The organism is Rufibacter ruber (assembly GCF_001647275.1).
GTDB lineage: Bacteria > Bacteroidota > Bacteroidia > Cytophagales > Hymenobacteraceae > Nibribacter > Nibribacter ruber_C.
Map to the genome: position 1 here is coordinate 57,223 of NZ_LRMM01000020.1, position 24,458 is coordinate 81,680.

The window sequence follows — 24,458 nt, forward strand, 5'->3', positions numbered from 1 at the left end:
GCCCCAAAACGGGAATGTGCCCCAAGAGAAAAGTTCACCTGAAGATCAGTAGCCAATGTGCAAGATGGCATCTCCCTGGTTGACCACGGGCATGTTGTTGACGCCCACCACGTAGCCGCTCACGTGCGAGGTAATGGGGTGGGTGGCATAGCCGAAGGGGTCTGACACGGCCCCTACCTGCTGGCCCCGGCTCACCGCCTGTCCGTTTTTGACAAAGCTCCTGAACATTCCTGCCCGCCGGGCCCTGATCCAGGTGGTGTTCTGGCAGATGACCGGGGGGTGTGACACGGGCACGGCCTGCTCTACCATCTGCAGGTACTGCATGATACGGATTGTGCCTTCCATGGCCAGGTTGATCCCGGGTTCGTCAAACCGCAGCGACTCGCCGGTTTCATAGACAATGATGGTTTTGCCCATGCCGGCGGCTTGTTTCCGCAAAGAGCCGGGGCGGTAGTTAGAGTTGAGGATGAACGGTGCCCCAAATGCCTGCGCCAAGGCATCTGCCTGGCCGTCACCAAAACGGCAGCGTATCTGGGGGTAATTTGATTTGCTCCGCCCGCCGGTATGAAAGTCAATGCCATAGTCTACCAGCGGCAGTATCTCTTTGGTGAACCGGGCGGCCACGCGGCTGGCCAGGGAGCCCTTGTCATTGCCTGGGAAACTCCGGTTCACATCTTTGCCGTCTGGCACCTCGCGGGAGAAGTTCAGAAAGCCGTAGATGTTGAGAATAGGGATGGCCAGCACCGTTCCGCGCAGCGGCGTGAGCATATTGCGCCTGATCATGCGCCTGATAAGCTCAATGCCGTTTACCTCATCACCGTGCATACCGGCCATGAGCAGCAGCACCGGCCCCGGCTCCTGCGCCCTGAACACGTGAATGGGAATATCTATCGCGGTGCCGCTGGGCAGACGGGAAATGTTCAGCCTGACCAGTTTTTCGTCTCCCGGATAAATGGGAATGTCATTGATGATCATCTCCGCCATCTGGGGTAGTCTTTTTCTTCGCTTTTTTAGGTTTCCCTTTGTTAACCAGCAGCTCTGTGTACTCAATGATTTTTCCGGCAATGTCTTGCTGGGTGGCTTTCTCAATGCCTTCCAGCCCCGGTGAGGAATTCACTTCCAGAATGAGCGGCCCGCGTTTAGACTGCAGCATGTCAACACCGGCCACGTCCAGGCCCAGAGACTTGGCGGCCATGAGGGCGGCGGCTTTCTCGGCGCGGGTAAGTTTGATGAGGCTGGCGCTGCCGCCGCGGTGCAGGTTAGACCTGAACTCGCCTTCTTTGCCCTGCCGCTTCATGGCGCCCACCACCTCGCCGTTCACCACAAACACGCGTATGTCGGCGCCTTTGCTTTCGGCAATGAATTCCTGCACAATAATGCGGGCCTTGAGGTTGTGGAAGGCCTCAATCACTGACTCGGCGGCTTTCTGGGTTTCGGCCAGGACCACGCCCAGGCCTTGGGTGCCCTCCAGCAGTTTGATCACCAGCGGTGCGCCGCCCACTTCGGCAATCAGTTCTTTGACCTGTTTGGAGTAGTTGGTGAAGGCGGTCTTGGGCATGCCCAGCCCGGCGCGGGCCATGATCTGGAGGCTGCGCAGTTTATCACGGGAGCGTACTATGGACTGGGAGGCCACCACGCTTTTCACCTTCATCATCTCAAACTGGCGCACCACGGCCGTGCCGTAAAACGTGACAGAGGCCCCAATGCGCGGAATCACCGCATCAATGCCGGTGAGCAGCTCCCCCTTGTAGAGAATATGCGGGTCGCCTTTCTCCATGACCAGGTCACAGCGCAGGTGGTCTAGCACCACCGCCTCATGGCCGCGTTGCTGGGCAGCCTCTACCAGGCGGCGGGTAGAGTATAATCTAGGGTTGCGCGAAAGGATCGCAATTTTCATACAGTCAGAGCGATAAAGGGTTATTTCTTCTTTTTAGACTTGTTCTTCGCCTTCAAAGACAGGTTTTTCTTAGACACGTCTACAATGAACCGCTTGCGCAGCAGGGTTCTGCCCAGCAGCACCGGATATTTGAGGTCACTACGGTCTGAGAGGGAGAATTCAGTCTCTACCTCCTGCCCATGAATGAGAATCTTTGTACGGATAATGTAGCGCTCCTGCACATCGCCGAACGAACTTTTTACACTACGGAGCGAAAATTCACTGAACTGGAAGGCCTTGTGGTTATACGCGGGGTGGTTCTCATCCAGCAGCTCAAAATGAATGGCGCGGGTGCCGTCTGGCAGATTCACCTCTTTGATGTTGTTGCAATGGATGGCGGAGGTGTACGCCCCCGTATCTATTTTGGCCTCAATCTCAAACAGCTCCAACTCAGGGAAATCTACCATTTCCCGGCGGCCAATAATACTTTTCTCTGGGCTACTCTTTTTCATAGGCAAAGCCGCAAACCGTGGTACATGCTGTTTTTGGCCTGTTTTCAAGAAAACAGCAAAAACAGAAATCAATTTATTTCATAAACAAAGCTGCTCCTGGCCCTAGGTTCCTGTATGCCACCACCCGGCTTTGTCTGCCCAGCCTTTGATGACCGTACCACATGCCAGACGGCCTATTGCCCTTCTCCAGTTCTCCAGGCAAAGGGGTAACTCAGGAGACGCACAGTTAAGGCCTGCTCACAGAACTGCTTTTTTGTTTCAGCGGAAAACAAAGCCCCGCTGTTTTGGGGCGAATTTCAAAAAAAGAAGCCAGAAACAGAACTACTTTCTGCCGGCATAGGTAATGCGGTAGATGGCGTTGTTCATGTCATCTGACACCAGCAGGGAGCCGTCTGGCATCATCTCTACGTCAACGGGCCGCCCCCACTCCTTGCCCTCCTGCAGCCAGCCCGCCGCAAACGGCACAAAACTGCCCTTGCCCTGAGCGTTTTCCCGGTAAAGGCTCACGCGGTAGCCAATCTTCTCGGTCCGGTTCCAGGAGCCGTGCTCAGCAATGAAAATCTGGTTTTTGTAGTTCTCCGGAAACATGTTGCCCGTGTAGAACTCCATGCCCAAGGTTCCGCCGTGCGGATTCAATTTCTGCACCGGCGGGGTGTATGCGGCGCAGTTCTTTCCCTTGCCAAACTCAGGGTCCAGGATTTCACCCGCGTGGCAGAACGGGTACCCGAAGTGCATGCCTTTGCGGGGGGCACGGTTCAGTTCATCTGGCGGAAGGTTGTCCCCCATAAGGTCACGGCCGTTGTCTGTGAACCACAGCTCCTTGGTCTCCGGGTGCCAGTCAAAGCCCACGGTATTGCGCACGCCGCTGGCAAACACTTCCAGCCCTGACCCGTCTGGGTTCATGCGGTGAATGGCGGCATAGACAGACTCTTTTCTGTCACAAATGTTGCAGGGCGCACCCACGGGCACGTACAGCTTGTCATCTGGGCCAAAGGCAATGTATTTCCAGCCGTGATGCTCCTCTGTGGGGAACTTGTCATAGACCACCACCGGCTTGGGCGGGTTCTTGAGGTTGGCGGCAATGTTATCATAGCGGGAGATGCGGCTGATCTCGGCTACGTACAGCGCCCCGTTGCGCAACGCCACACCGTTGGGCATTTTCAGGCCGGTGGCAATGGTGATGACCTCATCAGCACGGCCGTCTTTGTTTTTGTCTGGCAGGGCGTACACGTTGCCTTTGTCACGGGAGCCCACATACAATGTACCGTCTGGCCCTAACACCATAGAGCGGGCGTTCTCCACCTTCTGGGCGAAGTAACTGATTTTAAACCCGTCTGGCAGTGAGATTTTGCTCAGGTCAGGGTCTTGGGCAGGCTGTTCTGTGACTTCCTCAGAGGTGGTGTCTTGCGGCGCCTTAGAGGTTACCTCGCCTTCCTGGTCAGCGCCTGGTTTCTCAGAGTTAGAGGAGCAGCCTACCACCCCAAGCATGGCCAGGGCAACAATACTCATTTTCAAAGACTTCATGTTTTTCATAGTTTAGTAGTGGAACGGAACATCAGCAGATCAGAAAAAACCCTTTTCTAGGCACTATCACCAAATCCATATCAGTAGAAGTAAAAACACTGCTTCTGCCGGCAAAAGTAGCCCCTGCTCACACCTTTTAACAGCTTTACCTTTTCTTAGTAACTTACGCCAGACTTGTATATGCTTGCATAAGTAAATCAAGGTTAGAGCTTGTTTACATTTTGATTTTGCAAGCGAAAACGGGGAGCGAAAGGTTCTGGCGAAGCGTTTTTTGAGCAGCATAGCAGCGCTATGGTGCGAGTCAACCGCGAAGTCAGGTTCTTTTGATACCCGTTTGCAGCCCAAAAGGCAAATTTAAACATGCTCTTAATTCCACATGGATCCCTTAATGGGCTACCAACCTTCTTTATCCTTATGGGGAGCATAATCGGCTTATTCATAGAGCCTGTTTCCATTTGGGTTTGCTGGCGAAAAATGGGAGTAAAAGATTCTGGCACAGCCCGGTTCTTATGATGCCGTTTTAAGGCGCAAAAGTCAGGAGGAAAAATGCGCTTACTGGTGTACTCAGTCATCCCCTATGAGTACTTCTGAATTCCCTAAAATGTTTGGTATGTGACAAGATCTGCCAAAGGAGTTCTGAGAATAAGGGCCGCTGCGTAAAAAGCGCAACAAGTTTGTCCTTTCTTTTTGACGGCCCGCGCCCCTCTCCTTCCCATGACTGTTTCTTAGGCATGAGGCGCTTACGCTGGCCACCTGGTGCTGCGGGTTTGCCTTACCTACCGGCGCTGCACTCTATCTCTTCCTGATAAAGTTGGCGACTGCGTGCAGCAAGTTGGTATGGCCCGTCTGCAAGACCACCAATTTATGCCGGTGCAACGCATTTAGAAAATTCTTCAGGCGCCCGTGCGAAATAATCTGGTCATATTTTCCCAGGAACACCGTCACCTCAATCTCACTCTGGTTCAACAGCTTTACCAGGTAAGCGGTGCTGAAGGTAAGTTTCCGGAAGCCTGTCCAGCTGCGGTACACGCGCACGCGCTTTTCAGGGGAATTCATCTGCCAGTTGGCAAACTTGACCAGGCTGGTGTCTACCCATCTTTTGCGCTCCAGCCAATGCAGGGTTTTAAAAAAGCGGGTGGGCCGCAGCACTATGCCTTTAAACACCCCTTGCAGCCAGCCGGGATAGGTGGCAATGTTGTACAGCAGGTGGGTCTTGATACCGTCTGGGGCAATCAGGTACAACTGGTCTATCTGCGGGTGAAACTTCTCCAGTGTGGTGAGGGCAAACTTACCGCCCATGCTGAAAGCCATCACTGAGAATTTGGTTATTCCCTCCTTTTCCAGCAGCGCCTGGATAAACTCCTGCAGCTTTCTCTTACTCAGCGGCTGGTCTGCCTTACTCAAGGTGCTTTGCCCATGAAAGAACAGGTCAATGGCATAGACGGTGTACTGCGGCTGCAGCACCCGCGCCATGGCGTCATAGTAATGCCCCTCCTGCCCGTACCCGTGAAACGCCAGCAGGGCCTTGGGACCGCTGCCCATTATGCGGTAGTGGAGTCTGGAAGACTTAAGTTGAAGGAGAGGCACGCGGCAATTTGTTGGTGAGACTTCTTATACGCAAACAGCTTGGCGTTTTGGGGCTATTTTTCAGAAATCAGCCCCAAAACGCCAAGCTGTCTTCAGGAATTCTACTTGTTCTCTACCGTTACCGTTCTGCCAGACCTGCCTGCCGCATCAAACACCGCCAGTTTCACGGTGCCTTTCTCCGCAATGGGCCCCGCATACGGTTTACTTTTCACGGTAGGCTCCGCCCCGTTGGTGGTGTACCGGATGGTCAGGCCCGGCAGCTGCACGTTGGCCAGCACTTTGCCGTTTTCTACCTTCGCGCCTGCGGTAGGAATGCGGTAGTTGAAGCCGCCGGCATAGTAACTCAGCCTTGGCAGTTCGCGCTTGCCCAGCACGTTGGTGAACTCAGACCAAGCTTGGGTATAAGCCGTCTTGCTCTCTGCTGATCCAGGGTTGGTGGCCCAGCTGGGGTCCGGGGCCCAGGCGCGTTCGGCCAGGCCCATCAGTTTGGGCAGCAGCATGTACTCCAGGCGTTCCGGGGTTTTCACAATTTCGCTCCAGAGCGGGGCCTGCAGCCCTATGATGTTGGCGCGGGCCTCGGGTTTGAGCTGCTCTTTTCCGGCGAACGCCGAGGGCGAGACCGGGTCATTGTTCTCGTTCACCCGCATGCTCTTCATGTAATCAAACGGAATGAAATAGAACGGTTTGTCCACGTCCAGATACCCGCCCCAGTTGTGGCCCAGCTCATCATAATTTTTCTGGTAAGACAGGTCCATGTAATAGTGCGTCACATTGGTCAGCACCACTTTATAGCCAGCATTAGCCATGCGGTAGGCCAGGTCAATGTTTTGGCCCAGGTTATTCCAGACGTCTACGTGCACATTCTCCTTCACAAAATCCGGGTTGGCCACATAGCTCAGTTTACCGTTGGTGCGCACTTTGGTCAGGCCCACTTCTTCCCAACCCGACAGGTAGAGGCTGCGGGCCTTGAGCATGGCATTCACCTTCCCGAAGTAATAGTACCACACATCATCAACGGTCTTCACAGCCGGGTTAGAAGCCATCAACGCCTGCACTGCCGGTGACTTTTCCCACACACCGTTGGGCACTTCATCCCCCCCGAAATGAATGGTTTGGATAGGCGCCCCGGCTTCTTTGTACATGCCCAACAGCTCATCGGTCACTTTTTCCAGGAAGTTGTAGGTAGACGGCAGCGCCACATTCATCACGTTGTCATTGAAATTCTGCACAGACCGGTACACCGACTTATCCTGCGGGTCACGCAGTAGGTATTGCTCGGCCTCAACCTTTTTGCCTTCCTTCATGAGGCGCGCGTACCGCGAATCCATGGCTTTGACGGCGGCGCGGGCGTGGCCGGGCGTCTCAATCTCCGGAATCACCTTAATATGGCGGTCGCGGGCGTATTTCAGAATCTCTATAAAGTCAGCGCGCGTGTAGAAACCGCTTCCGCTGAGCTTGTCTACCTCTGGCCCGGAGCCGTAGGCCGGGTTCATAAAGTCCAGTTCATCTTGCGTATGGCCGCGGCGCGCGCCCACCTGGGTCAGTTCAGGCAAGCCCGGAATCTCCAGGCGCCAGCCCTCGTCATCACTGAAGTGGAAGTGGAACACGTTGATCTTGTAGAGCGCCAGCAAATCCAGCACTTTGAGCACCTGCTCCTTGGTTTGGAAGTTTCGGGCCACATCCATCATGTAGGCGCGGTGCCCGAAACGCGGTGCATCTTTCACCTGCACGCCCGGCACCGGCACAGAGGTTTGTTTCTTGGCCAAGGCCGAAGGCGGCAACAACGTCAGCAAGGACTGCGCCCCGTAGAAAGCGCCCGCCGCCGTGGTAGCCGAAATCACCACTTCCTGCGGCGTCACCGTCAGTTCATAGGCTTCCGGGCCCATGCCCGTTTTCTGCTGTAGTTTAATGGCTTTGCCCGTCCCCGCTGTTTTCACCGCCGGTTTAGTCCCGAACACGTTTCCTAACTGAACCGCCAGCAAATCTGCCTCTTTCTGGAAAGCCTTGTCGGCCACCACGGGCACCGCCTGGGTCAGTGTTAACGCCTGGCCGGTTTCTTTGTACTGCGCCGGCGTAGGGAAAATCTTGGTCAGCTTCTCAGCGGGAATGTCTTTGATTTCCTGATTCTTGGTAAAAATACTTTGCGGGGTTTCCCAGTCAATGGCGGTATGGTTAGGCTTGATGATGTTCAGGGAAACGGGATAACCTTTGCTTTTGTCTTTGTCCCACACCAGGTAAAAGCCCTGCGGCGCCCGGAACTGGTTCACCACCTGCCCCGCGCCTACAAACTCAATACGCTGCGACGCCCCTGCGGCTAAGGCTTTGGAATTGGCGGTAGGCATCATCTTCAGGTAATCGCCGTTGATCAACTCGGTCTTCACGGGCGCCGCCTCACCCGCCTTGGGCTTAAACGAAGGCGACCCGTGGAAATACAGGGTCCAGCCCTGGGCAGGCAACGCCTCCTTGCCGGTATTCTGGATGGTCAACGCTGAGAGCGTCTGGTTTTTGCCCTGGTGTTTTTCTTCTACCACCTCCCAGGTCAGTTGCAGGGGCGCGGCAGCAGACTGATTGGGGGTGGTTTTTGCTTTGTCTGATTGGGTAGAGGTAGTCTGTCCGCACCCCTCTGAGGAGAAGGCCAACGTGCAAACCAGAGCGACAATGAAATATCTAAACATGGGGATGTGGTAAGGTACTGATCAGCTTAGGAAGCACTAATAGAACAAAAATGCCCGTCTTCACCAAAAAGAATTCATGCTGCTTTCCTATTCTTGGCTGTGCACCAGAAAATCTGTTCTACAAGAACTACTCCCAACAGAGTCACTTCCATCAATTGATTCAGGCGTTAGCCGGCCCTTTTGCGCCTCCCCCTTCAGATCAGACCAGCCAGGCTATTTATTCCCCAAATTGCGTTTTCGGCCTGTTTTCTGGAAAACAGCGAAAACGCAATTTTATGCTGCGGCCGGAGGCAATCTGGTTCAATGTCATTTTCCGAGAACGCGTAGATTGGCAGGTAAACATCTGTGTCTCTTTCAAAAGGAAAAGGCTGTCCAGTTTTAGGCTCTTCCGCGGTAAGCAGGCCATATCCTGGCATGCGTGTCAACATCCCCCTTCGCTCCCTTCAAAGGGGGAGCATCAGAGTGAGTTCTGAGTTATGAGTCTTGAGTTCTGAGTCCTTTCTTTTCCCCCTAGACAAATCAGCACGAATGAAGTAGCAATGCCTTGTTTCGCCGCCGCGGCGCGGGGGCAGGCAGAGACGGCCCATCAGCTGTAGGCACGCGTCTGGAGGCTCGCGCCAGCGCGTGAGTATCAGGTAGCGTTAGAAGGCACGGAAGTAACTTCCGCGCCATAGAGAAGCCATAGAGGGCAGAAGTAATGTGAGGCTGCCGCCTCATGGAAGCTGAAAGCTTCCGCCACCACAGGTCCAAGTTGGAAACTTGAACCAGAGAAAGTGACAAACCAGCAGCAATAAGTAAACCAACAAACAAGCAGCAATGAACAATCAACACTTCTGCTAGTGGAACCTCTGTTAATTAGCACTTCTGCCCCTGGCTGATGTGCGCAGCACGGGCTCGCCTCAGGCTAGCGGGGCAGCAGCAGCTACCTGCAGAGGCAGACATAACAGCACAAGCAGCTACAGTAAAGGAACCGAAACCAGTCCTGGCGGTGAGCGCTTACCGGAAAAGATGAAACAACACAGTGAGTGAGGCACTGTCAACAGCGGTCCAGCCTAGGGAGCAGCAAACTGCGCATTACTACAGCAACTGCAGCAGCAGGCTGCACTTTCCTGCCACAGCAGCAACAGAGCCAGAAACCCGCAACCAGCGCAAGGCCACAAAGCACAGCCAAGGGAAACAGCAGACCACGCATTGCAGCAGCGGCAAACAATACTACCCACCGCCTCCGCCTGCCTCAGGATAATTTAAAAGATGAGGTAAAAAGGAGAAAACCTGTTTTGGAGCTGTTTTCAGAAAAACAGCCCTAAAACGCACTTACGCTACAGCTTAGACACCCCGCCGGAGACAATAAACTTCATCATCTCGCCACTTGGAATCTCCAGGTAGGTCACGTTTTCACGGGAAACCAGGAAGAGCTCGCCCGAGAAGTTGTAGGAGTGCGGAAAGTAGACCGCCACTTTGTCTGGGAGGTTCACCGCCTCCATAGACATCTGCGTCACGAAGCCCAGTTTATACGTGTCCTGGAACTGCGTCATCTTCACCAGCACCGGCTGGTTGAACTTCTGGTTTTCGCCCACAAAGGCGTCAAACAAATCTTTGAGCGATGAGTAAATCATGCTCACCAGCGGGAGGCGGCTCAGAATGCGCTCAGTGAGCACCAGAAACGGCCTGACAAGAAACGAGGAACCTATGAACCCCACCACCGTGGTCAGCATGATGATCAGAAGCAGCCCCAACCCCGGGTAGTCTAAATAGAACAGCTCATCTAGCCAGTCTACCGTGGCCACAATAATGTAGACGGTGAGGCTGATGGGTGCCATAATCAGAAAACCATTCAGGAAATAGCGTAGAATGCGTTTCATAGACAAGAAGATAGAAAAAAAGCCCCAAGGGGTGGGGCTTTAAAATACTGATTAATTTCTATATAGGTTATTTCTTTTATACTTCAGCGGGCTGACTGGCCTGAATGGCGTCTGCCACTTCCTGCATTAGCCACATGGGGGTAGAGGTGGCACCGCAGATACCCACAGAGGTTACGCCGTCAAACCAACTCCTATCCAGCTCGGCGGCATTCTCCACGAAGTAGCTGTTCGGGTTTACCCGTTGGCAAACAGCGTACAGCGCTTTGCCGTTAGAGCTTTTCTTGCCGCTCACAAACACCACCACGTCATGCAGCTGGGCGAATTTCTCCAGCTGCGGCTCGCGGTTAGAGACTTGGCGGCAGATACTGTCATTGGCGTCCAGTTCTTCTACTTCGGCGCCCGCCGCTTTGGCTGCGGCCACGCGTTGCTCAATGAGCTCCTTCATTTTGTAGAAGCCTTTGGTGCTTTTGGTGGTCTGGCTGAAGAGCGTGATGGGCCGGGTGTAGTCCAGCTGGTCCAGGTCCTGCTCGGTGGTGATGACAATGGCATCATTGCCGGTTTGCCCGGCTAAGCCGATGACCTCGGCGTGGCCTTGCTGCCCGTAAATCACCACCTGGCCGTCAATGGCTTTGGTGGAGTCATAGGCATGCTTCACGCGGTTCTGCAGTTTGAGTACCACGGGGCAAGACGCGTCAATCAGCTCCAGGTTGTTCTTAAGGGCGGTTTGGTAGGTTTCCGGCGGTTCGCCGTGCGCCCTGATTAAGACCTTGCAGTCATGCAGCTCCTGCAGTTGGGCGCGGTCAATGATGCGCAGGCCTTTGTTGTAGAGCCGCTGCACCTCCATGCTGTTGTGCACAATATCGCCCAGGCAGTAAAGTTCTGAGACTTCCTCCAACTCGTCTTCTGCCATCTGAATGGCGAACTCTACCCCAAAACAGTAGCCCGAATTCTGGTCTATGGTTACGTTCATACCTCGTGTCAAGTATCAAGATGTGCGAGCAAGACAGGCAATCAATGGGTTGCCCCTGTCTTTTACTCTAATCCAGAACAAACCGTTTACCCGGCAAGTTCTTTTTGCAGCAACGCTGAATGCACTAAATCCAGTACAAAGTCTACCTGTTCGTCAATGGTCATGTGCGAGGTGTCCAGCAGGTGGGCATCTTCGGCGCGCCTAAGCGGGCTTTCCTCCCGGGTAGAGTCTATGTGGTCGCGTTTCTGCAGGTTCTCCACAATCTCATCAAACGGCACCAGCTGGCCTTTCTCCAGCAGTTCCTCCTGCCGGCGGCGGGCGCGTATGTCTACCTCGGCGGTCATGAAGACTTTCACCTCGGCGTCTGGGAACACGGCGGTGCCAATGTCGCGGCCGTCCATGACCACGCCGCGGCGCTTGCCCATTTTTTTCTGCTCAGAAACCATGGCGTGGCGCACGGGGGCCAGCACGCTCACCTCGCTCACCTTCTCAGAGATATACATCTTCCTGATTTCGTCCTCTACATTGAGGCCGTTCAGGAACACCTCGTTGCGGCCGTTCTTGGAGTTACGCTGAAAGGAAACCTCAATGTTGTTCAAGGCCTCCTGCACCTTTTTGGGGTTGGTGAGGTCAATGAAATGCTCCAGAAAATAGAGGGTCACCGCGCGGTACATGGCACCGGTATCAATGTAGGCGTAGCCCAGTTCCTGTGCCACTTGCTTGGCGGTAGTGCTTTTGCCGCACGAAGAGTACCCGTCAAGGGCTACCACAATCTTCTTCATACCAGTACTTACAGATTAGCAATCTTTGGTGGGGCAGGGAATTCCCTTCCCTGAGCGCATTTTGCGCTGGTAGCTTTTGGTCTTCTTACTCAATGATGTGGATTTACTGGTACATGCCGGAGCCGCAGCCCCCAGCAAGAGGCACCACACCAACCCAAGGGAAAAATACTTTCTCAAAACCATTAACTTTGGCTGCAAAGATACACGTAATCTACCGGAACCGCTACGGGTTTTTACTGACCCGCCTGTTTTCGGCTTATTTTTCACAGGAGCTTGCTTAAATTTAGATTTTGCCAGCGAAAAATGACAGAGTAAGGTTCTGCCGAAACATTTTTTGAGCAGCGTAGCAGTGCTACGGTGAGAGAAAAATGCGAAAGCAGGTTCTTGCTATGCCATTTTGCAGCGCAAAAGATAAATTTAAACATGCTCTCTAACTCATCAGAAACGTACCACCATGGCCCAACCAAGATTCTTCAAAGTGAGCGGCAATATCATAGATGTCCTGAACCGGGAAATCTACCCAGGCACCCTTGAAATAGCAGACGGGCACATCAGCCGCATCATGCGGGGGCCTGTGGCCGAAACACAGTATCTCCTGCCCGGGTTCATTGATGCGCACGTGCACGTAGAAAGTTCTATGCTGGTGCCGTCTGAGTTTGCACGCCTGGCCGTGCCGCACGGTACCGTGGCCACTGTCTCTGACCCGCACGAGATTGGCAACGTGCTGGGGCTGAAAGGTGTGGAGTATATGCTGGAGAACGGGAAAAAGGTGCCGTTCAAATTCTACTTTGGGGCACCGTCTTGCGTGCCGGCCACGCCCTTTGAGACGGCGGGCGCCGAAATCACCCCCGAGGACATTGAGGAGCTTTTCCTTCGGCCGGAGGTCAAGTATCTGGCCGAGATGATGAACTGGCCCGGCGTGCTGAACCAGGACGAGCTGGTGATGCGCAAAATCACGCTGGCCCAGAAGTTTGACAAACAGATAGACGGCCACGCCCCCGGCCTCATGGGGGAACAGGCCCAAGCCTACGCCGCCGCCGGCATGACCACCGACCACGAGTGCTTCACCGCCCCCGAGGCCCGCGACAAACTGGCCGCCGGTATGAAAATCCTGATACGCGAAGGCAGCGCCGCCAAAAATTTTGAGGCCTTGATTGAACTGCTCAGCGAGTTCCCTGACAAAATCATGTTCTGCTCAGATGACAAGCACCCGGACAACCTGGTAGAGAGCCACATCAACGAACTGGTGAAGCGGGCGCTGGCCAAAGGGCATGATTTGTTCCACGTGCTACAGGCCGCCTGTGTGAACCCGGTGCAGCATTATAAGCTGGAAGTGGGCCTCTTGCAGGAGAAAGACCCGGCAGATTTCATTGTAATAGACAACCTGGAACAGTTCAACGTGCTTCAAACCTACATCAACGGCCAACTGGTGGCTGAAGACGGGAAAAGCAAGATTGAATTCACGCCCAGCGAGATTGTCAATAATTTTCATGCGCAGCGGAAAACGGTAGAGCAGTTCCACTTGTCGGCTCCCCAAGGCTTGGCCAAACTGCGGGTCATTGAGCCGTATGACGGGCAGTTGATTACCGGTATGCTGCTGCTAGATGCGAAAGTGGAAAACGGAAACGTGGTGAGTGACGTGGCGCAAGATGTTCTCAAAATGGCCGTGGTGAACCGCTACCAGAACACCGAGCCCGCCATTGCTTTCATTAAGAACTTCGGGTTGCAGCGCGGGGCCATTGCCTCTAGCGTGGGACATGACTCGCACAACATTATTGCCGTGGGCTGTGATGACGAGAGCCTCTGCCGCGCCGTCAACCTCTTAATTGATGCCCAGGGCGGGATTTCGGCCGTGGCCGATGACCGGGAAGAAGTGTTGCCCCTGCCCGTGGCCGGCATCATGTCTGCCGAGGACGGCTATTGGGTGGCCGAACAATACGCCCAACTGGACCAAGCCGCCAAAGACCTGGGCAGCACGCTCACCTCGCCGTTCATGACACTCTCGTTCATGGCCCTGCTGGTGATTCCGGCGCTCAAGCTCTCTGACAAAGGCCTGTTTGACGGGCAGCATTTCCAGTTTATAGAAGTGCTGGTGGGCAATGAGTGAAGGCATGATTGAGTGAGGGAATGAATGGTTTGGGGCTGATTTGGGAAAAAGGAGGCTGGAAACGGTTTCTGGCGTAGTTGTAATTAAGTGTTAGATCGTTGGGGAGTAGCGGTGGCAGCTTCGGCGTTATAGGCTACGCCGCTAATTTCTGTTATTGACCTGTTTTGCCCAAAACAGGTCAATAACAGAAATTAGCGGATTTTCAGCACAAAGGGAAAATGCAGTTTAGGCTACATTAGCAGAAGCTGTTGGCGCAGACACTCGCAGGTCTGGGAGACACTGCGAGGTCTTTTGAGGTGCCGAACTGGTCAACATAGCTGTACTTGAATTTTTTGAATCAAAACTAATTTCTGTTTTGGAGCTGTTTTGCGCAAACAGACTCCAAAACGTAACGGCGGTGTTCCTTCTCCCTCAGGGAGAAGGTTAGGATGAGGGCAAAGACGGTTCACGCACAGACGCTCGCAGGTCCTCCGGACGCTACGAGGTCAGAAATAGATTTTATAAAATTAGCGACCACCCAGATCTCCCTATGCCCACTTCTTTGCGCTGGCGCGAGGCCACAGTCTCGTGCCTTGGAATGAGACTTGTCTCCAGATTCGCGGGGAATGGTGGCAAGATGTCAGGGGAAAGTGTCTTGAACAGGTCACCAGGTCTATCTCTCCTTGTCCCATATAAAGATCTGAAATGCGTTGTTTGCTGCTAGGCAGCAAGGGTAGTCTGGAGACTACCCGCCACTGGTAGGCACGCGTCTGGAGACGCGCGCCAGCGCAACATCAGGGCGCGTTGCCAACCGGCTTTATTCCGCTGGCTGGTAACTTCCTTCCTTCCACCTTAATTCTGTTTTTGCCTGTTTTTCGCAAAACAGGCCAAAAACAGAAACCTTTCCTTTTTCTTCAGGAGCAACTATTATTTCTGTAACTAGTAAGCAAAGAAGGCTGGCGGGACTCTTCACCATGGCCTTCTGGGCCTAACGCTCAACTCGCCGGGTGTTTGGCCATTTCTGCTTTCCTGGTACGCTTAACCCTTTCTAACTTGGTGACAGAACTCCTCATTTTTTTGATTGGCGTGGCCGTGAGCGCGTTTGGCGTGCTCATTGGGTTTGGGGGCGGGGTGTTCATGGTGCCTATTCTCATCATTTTCTTTCAGTTTCCCATTGAACTGGCCATTGGCAGCGCCATGTGTGCGCTGCTCCCGGCCTCAGTGATCTCAACGGCCTTCAACTTTAGGGAGAAAAGCATAGACTACGTGGTGGCGTCTCTGCTGCAACCCACCTCTATGCTGGGCACTGTGATAGGGGCGTTTCTGGTGGCGTACATGCCGGTGCTGCAGATGCAGTTTCTGTTTGCGTTGTTTGTGACGGTCACGGGCGTCTACATGCTGGCCACCTACAAGAAAAAGCAAAAAAAGAAGAAAGGCATGCTATACCGCATCAACCGCATGCCCACCTCTTTTATCAGGAAAAACCACAGCCGGCACACCGCCTACCGCCTGAATGGGAGCCTGCTGGCTTTTCTGGGTTTGTGCACCGGCACGCTGGCGGGCCTATTTGGCGTGGGCGGCGGGTTTCTGCAGACGCCCCTCATGATCAAAGCCTTCAAAATACCTTCGCAGATTGCCATCTCCACCTCACTTTTCATCCTGATCATCACCAGCCTGACGGGCATTTCCTCGCATTATTGGCTGGGGCACATTGACTGGACCCGGAGCCTGCCCCTCATGCTGGCGTTTGCCGTTGGGGCGCTGCTGGGGAAAGGGCTCCTGAAGAAACGAGCCTCTTCCCAGCAGTCATCTGAACGCTTGATTGGGGTTGGGCTTCTGCTGGCGGGCATGAGCGTGGTGGCGCACATTTTCATCAAATATGACTTCTAGCGCGGGCCCCGCGTAATGCACAGGGGGCGTTTTGGGCTGTTTTTCTAAAAACAGCCCCAAAACGCCCCCTGTGCTTCCAGTTCCCAATTGTGTAGCTACTCCGGGAAGTATGTTTCCAGCAGTTCCTGCACTTTCTCTGCCGTCAAGGGCTTGGTCAGGTAAGCCACGCCGCTGGCAGAGGCCCGCTCAGTATCCTGGCTGTGTTCTGAGGTGGTGAGCAGGGCCAGGACCACATCGCGCCTGAAGTCTTCATTCAGACGGTTGAAAAGCTCCAGGAACTCAAACCCGTCCATGACGGGCATGTTGATGTCCAGCAGGATCAGAGACGGCTTGAAATACTCAGGGGCTGAGGCATCATAGTGCCCCTGGCTGATGTTGTATAAGTAATCAAAAGCCTGTTTCCCGTTGCGGAACTCCTTAATTCTATCAGTCAGCTCCATCCTGCTGAGCAGGCGGTTGTTCAGGAAATTGTTGGTATCGTCGTCATCTATGAGCAAAATGCCCTTTAATTTTTTCATGCCTTATTTGAGGTGTCTTTCACATGGGGAACGAAATAAAGAGAGAAGGTGGTTCCTTCGCCCAGCGTGCTCTGCACTTTCACTTTCCCACGGTGGTTATCCATGATCCGTTTTATGATGTATAGCCCCAGCCCGCTTCCTTCAACGTGATCATGAAACCGCCGGAAGAGTGAGAAAAGCTGTGGCCCGTGCCGCTCCAGGTCCATGCCTATGCCGTTGTCCCGCACCGCAAGGACTATGGAACGCTCCTGCAGTTGAGAAGTGAGGGCAACGCGGGTAGGCCTTGACGGCTCCCGGTACTTTAAGGCATTGGTGAGCAGGTGGTACAGCAGGCTGTGCAGGTTCTCTCTGGAAAAATACACCGCCGGTGCCCCGGAAAAATCTGCCGTTATCTCAGCGTTGGCCGTCTGGATCAACGCTTGCAATTGGGTTTTCACCGCAGCCAGCACCTCTGAGAAGGACACCATCTCCAGCCGCCCCTGGTCTACCGGACGTTGAATTCTACTGACTTCGGCCAGGTTGTTCAGCTTGCGGTTGATCTGCGACACAGAATTGTCAAGCCGCATGAAAAGGTCGCCAAGCGCCGGGTTGTTGGGCGGCAGCTCCTCTTTGATCACCTGCACCAGCCCGGCCACGTTCAGCACCGGCCCTTTTAGATCACGGGAGGCGTAGTAGACAAAATCATCCAGGTCAGCGTTGAGGCGCACCAGTTCATAGTTTTTGGAGATCAACTGCTTCTCTGTGCGTTTGCGGGTGTCTATCTCCCGCTCCAGGTCTTTGTTGGCGGCATTCAGCTGCCGGCTGCGCTGCTGCACCCGGCGTTCCAGCTCCTCCTGGGTTTCCCTGAGCGCCGCCTGGGCTTTTTCCCGTTCCTGCACCTGCTCCAGCAGCTCCTGGTTGGCTCTCTGTAACCGGATCTGGCTGGGAATGGCCAGCAGGCCGGGTATGGCCTTGTACAGCAGAAACGCTGTGACCACCGCCGCCACCCCCAGCACCAGCTTCACAATGAGAAGGACCGGCAGCCACTCCCGGGTCCCTACCAGGTTGATCACGTGCACAGATGCCGCCAGCAGCGCCATTACCCCAAACAACAGCAGCACAATGCGCCGTTGCAGGTCATCACGCTTTACAGTAAGGTAGAAGAGCAAGGGCGCCACACACAGATACGCCACCGCCGCCAGCAGTTCACTCACCCAAAACACCCATCCTACCTCAGAGGCAGCGGCATTGGGCGAAATCTGCGCTTGTAACTGAAACAATAGCACCAGATGAGTCATAAGAGGTTCAACTAAAGTAAAACGGTGCCCATTGGGGTAAAGTTGTTTATAAAATTCCTGAAAGACTATTTCAATGGAAAATACCGGCGGGCATGAAGCAAAACGCCAGCCGGATTTGCTTCCGGCTGGCCGTTTTGGCGCTGTTTTCAAAAAAGTAGCCGGAAACAGACGGGCTAGTCCAGGTACCCTTGGGCACGCATCCAGTCATCATTGTAGATTTTGCCCAGGTAGCGGGTGCCGTGGTCTGGCAAAACCACCACCAGCGTGTCTTGCTCAGTGAGGTGCTCTTTGGCATATTCCAGGGCTCCGTACACGGCAGATCCGCAGGACCAGCCTACAAACAGCCCTTCTTCTTTGGCCAGACGGCGGGTCATGAGCGCCCCGTCTTTGTCAGTTACCTTAATAAAGGTGTCTATGAGGCTGAAGTCAACGTTCTTGGGGAGAATGTCTTCGCCAATTCCTTCTGTCGCGTACGGGTAGATTTCGTTTTCGTCAAAGACGCCGGTCTCCTTGTATTTTTTGAACACCGAGCCATACGTGTCAATGCCCACCACCTTGAGGTCTGCGTTTTGCTCTTTCAGGTATTTGGAGATGCCGCAGATAGTACCTCCCGTGCCCACGCCCGCCGCAAAGCAGGTAATTTTACCGTCTGTCTGCTGCCAGATCTCCGGGCCGCTGGTGTCATAATGGGCAGCGGTGTTAGAGAGGTTGTCATACTGGTTGGGGTAGAACGAGTTGGGAATCTCCTGGTTCAGGCGCTTGGCTACTGAATAATAGGAATCTGGGTGCTCTGGGGCCACATTGGTGGGGCATACCACCACTTCAGCACCCACCGCTTTCAAGATGTTGATCTTCTCTGGGCTCTGCTTGTCAGACATGGTGAAGATGCACTTGTACCCCTTGGCAATGGCGGCCAGCGCCAGGCCCATGCCTGTGTTTCCAGAGGTTCCTTCTATAATGGTCCCCCCCGGTTTGATGATGCCCGCTTTCTCAGCGTCTTCTATCATGCGCAGGGCCATGCGGTCTTTTACAGAGTTGCCCGGGTTGAAGTATTCTACCTTGGCGAGCACGGTGGCTTTCACCCCCTCGGTTACCTTGTTCAGCTTAACCAGCGGTGTGTTGCCTATGGCTTCAACTATATTATTGAGATACATCTATGCGTGTTTTAGTCTATTACTCAGAGTCAACCACAAAAGTAACCAAAAAATTCATACCTGCCGGACATGGGGGTACTACCACCGCGGGTCATAGAAACTGGTGGTGTCTTTGAACAGCCGGTTGTACCGCAGCCGGGCCTGCCGGAGGGAGTCCTGCCGGAGAATGGCTCTCTCAGCGGCCTTCTGCCGGTCGCGCTCCTCTTTGAGCTGGGAGAGCCGCCGCCGCTGCTTGCCTTCTTTTGAGAATTGGTCATAGAGGAAACTGAGCGGGCTGGAGAAAATAGCAGGGTCTTCTGGCGGGCTGGGCGGAATGATGATGCGGGGCACCATGGGGTTCATGCGCGGCTTAGGCGCTGGCGGACGGGGCTTCATGTTCCGGAGCACGCGGTCTACCTTCTCCTGGCTCAGCTGTGACACCCGCACCTCCTGCAGTTGCACGCTCTCCTCCTCCAGCAGAATATTGGTTCTGAGTTCAGTTACGCTGCGCAGGGCCGGCACATAGACTTTCTGCTTGTAGCCCAAAGCCTTGAAGACGAGCGTATCTGAGGCCGGCATCTGCACCCTGAACCTACCTTGGTCATCTGTGGCTACGCCCGCGCCGGTGCTCTTCTGGTACACAGAGGCGCCTGCAACAGGGGTTTTATCTTTTGCCTGCAGCACCTGGCCACTTACCCACACGTTGTGCCGGTTGGTTTGCGCTTGCAGGGCAAGCAGGGGTAGGAGGCTGCAGAACAAGAAAACAAGAAAGCTCAGGCGCTTCATCATAGAAAGGAAGGCAATGCTAAAAAGGAAAGGCTTGCCCTTTTGTGGGCAAGCCTTTCAAAGTTAACGAGAGAACGGTTAGTTCTCCATTTTTATTTTAGTGTTTTCGGTTTTGATTTTAGACTCGTTGCCGTCTTTTTTGATTTTGGTGTCTCCAGATTTATATTTCACTTCGTCACCGTCACGTTTCAGTTTGGTATCACCAGACTCATACTTGAACTCATCACCGTCCCGCTTGATTTTGGTGTCACCGGCTTTGATCTTGGCCTCGTCACCGTCTACCTTCATCTTGGCTCCGCTGTCAGTCTTGTACTTCATGTCCATGTCATAGTACTTGGTGCGGTTGGTCTCATAGAGCTTGAACTGCTGGGGCGTTAAAAAGCCTTTCACCTCTACATCTACATTGCTGTTGATAGACTCCAGCTCGTCATAATACTGGCTGGGGTAGTCACTTGAGTAGGAGGCGCTGGACTGCATATTGCTGCCGCCGCTGCTGCTACCGGACATACCGCTGTCAGTGGCCATGTCATCAGACATCATTTGATCGTCCATCATCATACCACCGCTGTCTGAGGCAAGCCCCGCGCTTTGGTTATTGCCACTGAACCGCATCTCCAGCTCGTCCATCTGGCGGGCACGGTTATAGAACAGGGTACGCAGGCGGGCCTGGGCAGCGGTGTCCAGGGACAGGTCCTGTGAGACCCGGGTGGCCATGCGGTTGGCCCGCTCCCGGTACTCAGAGTCATAATCATAGTTGAGCGAAGAAGTCTCTTTGCTTTCGCCAGCGGCGCGGTCTGGCGTCTGGCTGTCGTTTTCATTGGTTTCTCTGGAGGTGCCGGCGTCTTCGCGGCATGCGGTGAAAGACAAGGCCCCTACCGCCATCCACATGAATAATAGCTTTTTCATAACAGTTGTATCAGTTTTCAGGAAACCGGCACAAAGAAGTGCCCTGGTTTCCCCATTGATACGGCAGCGCCCTGGGCAGGTTTTTACCCAATTGCACTATTCAAATAATCCCCAACTATCAAACTTGCCCCTTCTACAGGTTTACAAAAGTAAAAACCGCTGTTTTTGGTCTGTTTTCACAAAAACAAGCCAAAAACAGCGGTTGCACTTCCAACTAAAAAAACCTTACATAATTCCGCGAAGCGGGTCTATGCTCCCGCCCGTTTGAATTCAAAAACCGTGATCTCCGGCAGAAAGCCCACGCGGCCATGGTAGCCCAGAAAACCCAGCCCCACGTTCACATACAGGTGTTGTTTGCCTCTTTTATAGAGTCCCGCCCACTGCTTGTACACGTATTGCACGGGGCTCCATCTAAACCCGGGAATGTTGACCCCAAACTGCATGCCGTGGGTGTGGCCAGAAAGGGTAAGGTCAATATCCTGGTATTTGGTGTTCACCTCACCGTCCCAGTGCGAGGGATCATGCGAGAGCAACACCTTGAACGGAATGTCTTCTGTGCCGGAATGGGCGCGGGCCAGGCTGCCGTAGCGGGGGAAGTGCATGCGCGTGCTCCAGTTTTCTACGCCCAGCAGGGCAATGCGCTGCCCGTTGCGCTCAAAGACGCGGTGCTCGTTCAGGAGCAGGTCCCAGCCGGCGCGGCGCTGGTGCTGTTTAAGCGCTGTAAGGTTCTCCAGCTTCGCCTCCCGGCTGCTCCACTGCACGTAGTCCCCGTAGTCATGGTTCCCCAGAATGGAATAGACACCGCTGGGTGCTTTTATCTTGGCTAAAATGGGCACGTACGGCTCTAGTTCTGTGGCTACGTTGTTTACACTGTCACCGGTAAACACCACCACATCTGCGGCCTGCTGGTTAATGAGCGCCACGGCTTCCTCCAGCGGTTCACCTGAGGAGAAACTGCCCGCGTGCATGTCTGTGATCTGCAGCAGCCTAAACCCGTCAAAGGCCGCCGGCAGGTTGGGGAACTGGAGCGTCACCCGCTTCACCTGGTACGAGTACGCCCCTTTCACCATGCCCCAGATCAAGGTCGCCAGCGGAAGCGCCCCCATGACCAGGGCCAGCTGGTTCAGGAACTTGTGGCGCGACAGGTCAAACTGGGGCTTCTCCGGCCCCCGGAAGGTGTTGGACAAGAATTGGGTAAGCCGCACCAGGTCATCAACAAGCAGGAACAGCACCACCACCAGTTTAGAGATGAAGAGAATGAACAGCACGTTGGCCACCTGCATGCGCATAGGGTTGGGCGCGGTGCCGCGCGAGAGCAGCGCCAGCAACAGGGTGCCCAGGGTAAAGAGGCTCACCGCCCAATAGCCAATGTACATGGCCTTTCTCAGCCCCGGCGCCCACGTGTCTGTAACTGTGCGCACCGCCTGAAAAACATAGATATCTATCAGTAAAACGAGTATTAACGTAATGATCAGTCTGGTCATATTTCTTTAAATCCTGAAGCAAAGCGGCAAATCTATGTTGCAACAACGAAGGATGTACGTGAAATTGTAACGCCGCGGTGAACTATTTCTAACGGGTTAGGCTTGTAGAGTCAATTTTGACCTGATTTCAGAAAAACAGCCCAGAAACGCATGTCTACCGTCTACGTTGCCGCCGCCCCGCTCTCCATCAAATCCTGGGCCGAAGAAGACCGCCCCCGCGAGAAACTCCTGCTCAAAGGCCGCGCCGCCCTCTCAGACGCCGAGCTCATTGGCATTCTCATTGGCTCCGGCACGCCCAGCCTCAGCGCCGTAGACGTAGCCAAACTCATTCTGAACGCCGTAGACAATGACTTGAACGCCCTGGCAAGACTCACCGTCAAGGAACTGCAGAAGCACAAAGGCATAGGTGAAGCCAAGGCCATCTCTATTGTGGCCGCGCTGGAGCTTGGCCGAAGACGCAAGGAAGCCGCGCCCGCGGTGAAAACCCGCATCACCTGCTCCACTGACATTTATGAGTACATACGCCCGCACCTGCTGGACCTGCCGTATGAGGAGTTCTGGATCATTCTTTTGAACCGCGCCAATGTGATTATGAAGAAAATCCAGATCAGCAGCGGCGGCGTGGCCGGCACCGTGGCTGATCCCAAGCTCATTTTCAAGCACGCCCTGGAGAACCTGGCCAGCGCCCTTATCCTGGTGCACAACCACCCCTCGGGCCAACTCAAACCCAGCGCCGCTGACATCTCGCTGACCAAAAAACTGCAGGAAGCCGGAAAAGTTTTAGACCTGCCCATCCTGGACCACTTGATTTTCACCGATAGCAGCTACTACAGCTTCGCCGATGAGGATTTGCTTTAGGAATGGCCGGTAGTTCTTTCATAAAGGAAGGCAGTTGCTGACAAGTGGCTGCCGTTTCTGTTTTAGGCCTGTTTTGGGAAAAGTAGGGCAGAAACGGAAATTGGCGCAGACGCTCGCAGGTCCTCCGGACGCTACGAGGTCTTGGGAGCAGGCGGTATTGCGGGGGTTTAGGTTCCTGTTTTTTGCCTGTTTCCTGAAAAACAGCCTGAAAACGCAAAGACGCCCTTCCTTCTCCCCACGGGAGAAGGGTAGGATGAGGGGGTTGAGAGGGAAAAGGCAGGAGTTCCTGGCATAGACCTCACAGGTTTCCAAAACCTGTGAGGTCATTTGAGCAGGCAGTGTTGCGGGGGCAAACGAATTGAACCTCCCCCTCCGAGGAGGGGAGTTATCTGGGAAACGTAGACCCGCTGGTGTAAACATCCCTCTTCGCCCCCTTACCGTTAAGTTCTACTAAAAGAGGTCGCTCTTCCGGGTTTGCAATCCGGAAGCAGGTACAGAGGGGATTTGAAATCCCCGTTCCCTTCTCTCTTGGCTACTGTAACAGATTGCAAAACTTCAGGATATTATCATTCAGGATGGCAAATCCCGAACAGCGGAAAACTTAACGCCCCTACCCTTCAAAGGGGGAGTATTGGTAGAAGTAATAATAGTAAGAAGGGTTGCTGTTGCAAAACACGTTGTCAACCACTATTCAACAATATTCCCCTCCTCAGAGGGGTACGGGTAGATTCCTGGCATCTGACACCGCAATACCGCCTGCTCCCAAGACCTCGTAGCGTCCGGAGGACCTGCGAGCGTCTGGGCCAACTGCGTTTCCGGCCTACTTTTCCCAAAACAGCCCAAAACCACATTTCCACCTCTTGCAAAAATCAACTGAACAAGCTGTCAATTTCTTTCCGAACTTTGCGGGCTCAACCACCTGCCTCCATGAAAGGATTCAAATACATCATCATCCTGGGCGTATTGCTGATTATTGGCTACTGGGTCTCAGACCTGTTCTACAATGATGAGAGCTACAGCCAAGCCGTCTTGAAGTACCGTGAAAACAAAGACCTTAACTTCCGGAGCGTCACCAATTCACCGCTGCCCGACTCGGTGCGCCGCCGGTTTGACAAGCTCACCTACTACGCCCCCACCCGCGACTATGAAATCACCGCTGATTTTATGGCAGAGGAACACCCTGAACCCGTTGCCATGCCCATGACCACCGGCACGCAGGAACCCTACTACGTGAAAGGCAAAGCCAAATTTGAGCTAAACGGCCAGACGCATACGCTCACCCTGTTCCAGAAAGCCGGTTCCACGTCAGACACGCTTTTCATTCCGTTTACTGACCAGACCAACGGCTTTGACACCTACGGCGGCGGCCGTTACCTGGACGCCATTCCCAACGGCAAAACCATTGTGCTGGACTTCAACAAAGCCTACAACCCGTTCTGCGCCTACAACCCTGAATTTGCCTGCCCCATGCCTCCGGCCGAAAACCGTTTGAAAGTGAAGATCCCCGCGGGCGAAAAAGAATTCGCTCTTAAATAAACTGAGAAGGCCGCCGCCGCTGGCGCGAGTCTCCAGACTCGTGCCGATGGATGAGTGGAGTCTCCAGACTCCATTTTTATTTATGTGGTTCCCGGCGAGTCTCCAGACTCGCACCACTACAAGTCACGAGACTGAAGTCTCGCGCCAGTTGATTTTGCGTGCTGTTTGGCCAAACATGGCCGAAAACGCAAATACT

At 54.1% G+C, this 24,458-nt stretch carries 19 protein-coding genes and 1 pseudogene; 4 read left to right on the forward strand and 16 right to left on the reverse strand.

Annotated features, from left to right (window positions below; translation table 11 throughout):
* Positions 1-45 precede the first annotated feature (45 nt).
* The 9 genes from A8O25_RS09885 to cmk all read right to left on the reverse strand — a co-directional run bounded on the left by A8O25_RS09885 (position 46) and on the right by cmk (position 11,788).
* The gene (locus A8O25_RS09885; protein ID WP_066834239.1) at positions 46-984 is read right to left on the reverse strand and encodes a succinylglutamate desuccinylase/aspartoacylase family protein; all 939 of its coding nucleotides are present in this window, start codon (positions 982-984) and stop codon (positions 46-48) included.
* The gene (gene rimK / locus A8O25_RS09890) at positions 962-1,897 is read right to left on the reverse strand and encodes a 30S ribosomal protein S6--L-glutamate ligase (RefSeq protein ID WP_066834241.1); all 936 of its coding nucleotides are present in this window, start codon (positions 1,895-1,897) and stop codon (positions 962-964) included. The genes A8O25_RS09885 and rimK overlap by 23 nt, the downstream gene beginning before the upstream one ends.
* 20 nt (positions 1,898-1,917) lie before the next feature.
* Entirely contained in the window at positions 1,918-2,388 is a 471-nt protein-coding gene (locus tag A8O25_RS09895; protein ID WP_066834243.1) for an ATP-dependent zinc protease family protein, read from the reverse strand.
* Positions 2,389-2,709: 321 nt separating this feature from the next.
* Positions 2,710-3,912, reverse strand: coding sequence for a PQQ-dependent sugar dehydrogenase (locus A8O25_RS09900; protein ID WP_074987966.1), 1,203 nt, complete (start codon positions 3,910-3,912; stop codon positions 2,710-2,712).
* Between the two features lie 792 nt (positions 3,913-4,704).
* Complete coding sequence (locus A8O25_RS09910; RefSeq protein ID WP_241498987.1) at positions 4,705-5,499, reverse strand: alpha/beta hydrolase; 795 nt, start codon at positions 5,497-5,499, stop codon at positions 4,705-4,707.
* Between the two features lie 101 nt (positions 5,500-5,600).
* Positions 5,601-8,174 carry a family 20 glycosylhydrolase gene (locus tag A8O25_RS09915; protein ID WP_066834251.1) on the reverse strand — a complete coding sequence of 858 codons (2,574 nt, stop codon included), beginning with the start codon at positions 8,172-8,174 and terminating at the stop codon, positions 5,601-5,603.
* Positions 8,175-9,493: 1,319 nt separating this feature from the next.
* Positions 9,494-10,036, reverse strand: coding sequence for a DUF502 domain-containing protein (locus tag A8O25_RS09930; protein ID WP_066834285.1), 543 nt, complete (start codon positions 10,034-10,036; stop codon positions 9,494-9,496).
* Positions 10,037-10,112: 76 nt separating this feature from the next.
* On the reverse strand, positions 10,113-11,006 hold the full coding sequence (locus tag A8O25_RS09935) for a 4-hydroxy-3-methylbut-2-enyl diphosphate reductase (RefSeq protein WP_066834257.1): 894 nt from the start codon (positions 11,004-11,006) through the stop codon (positions 10,113-10,115).
* A gap of 86 nt (positions 11,007-11,092) precedes the next feature.
* Positions 11,093-11,788, reverse strand: a complete 696-nt coding sequence (gene cmk, locus A8O25_RS09940; RefSeq protein WP_066834259.1) for a (d)CMP kinase — start codon at positions 11,786-11,788, stop codon at positions 11,093-11,095.
* A gap of 454 nt (positions 11,789-12,242) precedes the next feature.
* Between cmk and ade the strand changes: the two genes are divergently transcribed.
* Positions 12,243-13,895, forward strand: a complete 1,653-nt coding sequence (gene ade / locus A8O25_RS09945) for an adenine deaminase (RefSeq protein WP_066834261.1) — start codon at positions 12,243-12,245, stop codon at positions 13,893-13,895.
* A gap of 796 nt (positions 13,896-14,691) precedes the next feature.
* Here ade and A8O25_RS23225 read toward each other — a convergent pair.
* Positions 14,692-14,850 (reverse strand): hypothetical protein, encoded by a 159-nt coding sequence (locus A8O25_RS23225; RefSeq protein WP_161947733.1) that lies wholly within the window; start codon positions 14,848-14,850, stop codon positions 14,692-14,694.
* An 80-nt stretch (positions 14,851-14,930) separates the two neighbouring features.
* Between A8O25_RS23225 and A8O25_RS09950 the strand changes: the two genes are divergently transcribed.
* Positions 14,931-15,764, forward strand: a complete 834-nt coding sequence (locus A8O25_RS09950; RefSeq protein WP_066834287.1) for a sulfite exporter TauE/SafE family protein — start codon at positions 14,931-14,933, stop codon at positions 15,762-15,764.
* Between the two features lie 95 nt (positions 15,765-15,859).
* Here the strand turns inward: A8O25_RS09950 and A8O25_RS09955 are convergent, their stop codons facing one another.
* The 6 genes and pseudogenes from A8O25_RS09955 to A8O25_RS09980 form a co-directional block, all read right to left on the reverse strand.
* Complete coding sequence (locus tag A8O25_RS09955) at positions 15,860-16,282, reverse strand: response regulator (RefSeq protein ID WP_066834263.1); 423 nt, start codon at positions 16,280-16,282, stop codon at positions 15,860-15,862.
* Positions 16,279-17,559, reverse strand: coding sequence for a sensor histidine kinase (locus A8O25_RS09960; RefSeq protein ID WP_082893557.1), 1,281 nt, complete (start codon positions 17,557-17,559; stop codon positions 16,279-16,281). Before A8O25_RS09960 ends, A8O25_RS09955 begins: the two co-directional genes overlap by 4 nt.
* 176 nt (positions 17,560-17,735) lie before the next feature.
* Positions 17,736-18,713: pseudogene (locus A8O25_RS09965) on the reverse strand (PLP-dependent cysteine synthase family protein); the annotation flags it as partial.
* Between the two features lie 78 nt (positions 18,714-18,791).
* Complete coding sequence (locus A8O25_RS09970; protein WP_066834269.1) at positions 18,792-19,481, reverse strand: carboxypeptidase-like regulatory domain-containing protein; 690 nt, start codon at positions 19,479-19,481, stop codon at positions 18,792-18,794.
* A 75-nt stretch (positions 19,482-19,556) separates the two neighbouring features.
* Positions 19,557-20,384, reverse strand: a complete 828-nt coding sequence (locus A8O25_RS09975; protein WP_153042690.1) for a hypothetical protein — start codon at positions 20,382-20,384, stop codon at positions 19,557-19,559.
* A gap of 248 nt (positions 20,385-20,632) precedes the next feature.
* Positions 20,633-21,868 (reverse strand): metallophosphoesterase, encoded by a 1,236-nt coding sequence (locus tag A8O25_RS09980; protein WP_066834273.1) that lies wholly within the window; start codon positions 21,866-21,868, stop codon positions 20,633-20,635.
* Between the two features lie 150 nt (positions 21,869-22,018).
* Between A8O25_RS09980 and radC the strand changes: the two genes are divergently transcribed.
* Both radC and A8O25_RS09995 read left to right on the forward strand, forming a co-directional pair.
* Positions 22,019-22,726, forward strand: coding sequence for a RadC family protein (gene radC, locus A8O25_RS09985; RefSeq protein WP_066834275.1), 708 nt, complete (start codon positions 22,019-22,021; stop codon positions 22,724-22,726).
* Positions 22,727-23,653: 927 nt separating this feature from the next.
* Positions 23,654-24,262: a DUF1684 domain-containing protein gene (locus A8O25_RS09995; protein ID WP_082893558.1), complete on the forward strand. Its 609-nt coding sequence runs from the start codon at positions 23,654-23,656 to the stop codon at positions 24,260-24,262.
* Positions 24,263-24,458 lie beyond the last annotated feature (196 nt).

Excerpts from the sequence above, each read along its gene's own strand:
- A8O25_RS09885 (WP_066834239.1), bottom strand. The coding sequence starts at position 984 with ATGGCGGAGATGATCATCAATGACATTCCCATTTATCCGGGAGACGAA.
- rimK (WP_066834241.1), bottom strand. The coding sequence starts at position 1,897 with ATGAAAATTGCGATCCTTTCGCGCAACCCTAGATTATACTCTACCCGC.
- A8O25_RS09895 (WP_066834243.1), bottom strand. The coding sequence starts at position 2,388 with ATGAAAAAGAGTAGCCCAGAGAAAAGTATTATTGGCCGCCGGGAAATG.
- A8O25_RS09900 (WP_074987966.1), bottom strand. The coding sequence starts at position 3,912 with ATGAAGTCTTTGAAAATGAGTATTGTTGCCCTGGCCATGCTTGGGGTG.
- A8O25_RS09915 (WP_066834251.1), bottom strand. The coding sequence starts at position 8,174 with ATGTTTAGATATTTCATTGTCGCTCTGGTTTGCACGTTGGCCTTCTCC.
- A8O25_RS09930 (WP_066834285.1), bottom strand. The coding sequence starts at position 10,036 with ATGAAACGCATTCTACGCTATTTCCTGAATGGTTTTCTGATTATGGCA.
- A8O25_RS09935 (WP_066834257.1), bottom strand. The coding sequence starts at position 11,006 with ATGAACGTAACCATAGACCAGAATTCGGGCTACTGTTTTGGGGTAGAG.
- cmk (WP_066834259.1), bottom strand. The coding sequence starts at position 11,788 with ATGAAGAAGATTGTGGTAGCCCTTGACGGGTACTCTTCGTGCGGCAAA.
- ade (WP_066834261.1), top strand. The coding sequence starts at position 12,243 with ATGGCCCAACCAAGATTCTTCAAAGTGAGCGGCAATATCATAGATGTC.
- A8O25_RS23225 (WP_161947733.1), bottom strand. The coding sequence starts at position 14,850 with ATGGTGAAGAGTCCCGCCAGCCTTCTTTGCTTACTAGTTACAGAAATA.
- A8O25_RS09955 (WP_066834263.1), bottom strand. The coding sequence starts at position 16,282 with ATGAAAAAATTAAAGGGCATTTTGCTCATAGATGACGACGATACCAAC.
- A8O25_RS09960 (WP_082893557.1), bottom strand. The coding sequence starts at position 17,559 with ATGACTCATCTGGTGCTATTGTTTCAGTTACAAGCGCAGATTTCGCCC.
- A8O25_RS09970 (WP_066834269.1), bottom strand. The coding sequence starts at position 19,481 with ATGATGAAGCGCCTGAGCTTTCTTGTTTTCTTGTTCTGCAGCCTCCTA.
- A8O25_RS09975 (WP_153042690.1), bottom strand. The coding sequence starts at position 20,384 with ATGAAAAAGCTATTATTCATGTGGATGGCGGTAGGGGCCTTGTCTTTC.
- A8O25_RS09980 (WP_066834273.1), bottom strand. The coding sequence starts at position 21,868 with ATGACCAGACTGATCATTACGTTAATACTCGTTTTACTGATAGATATC.
- radC (WP_066834275.1), top strand. The coding sequence starts at position 22,019 with ATGTCTACCGTCTACGTTGCCGCCGCCCCGCTCTCCATCAAATCCTGG.
- A8O25_RS09995 (WP_082893558.1), top strand. The coding sequence starts at position 23,654 with ATGAAAGGATTCAAATACATCATCATCCTGGGCGTATTGCTGATTATT.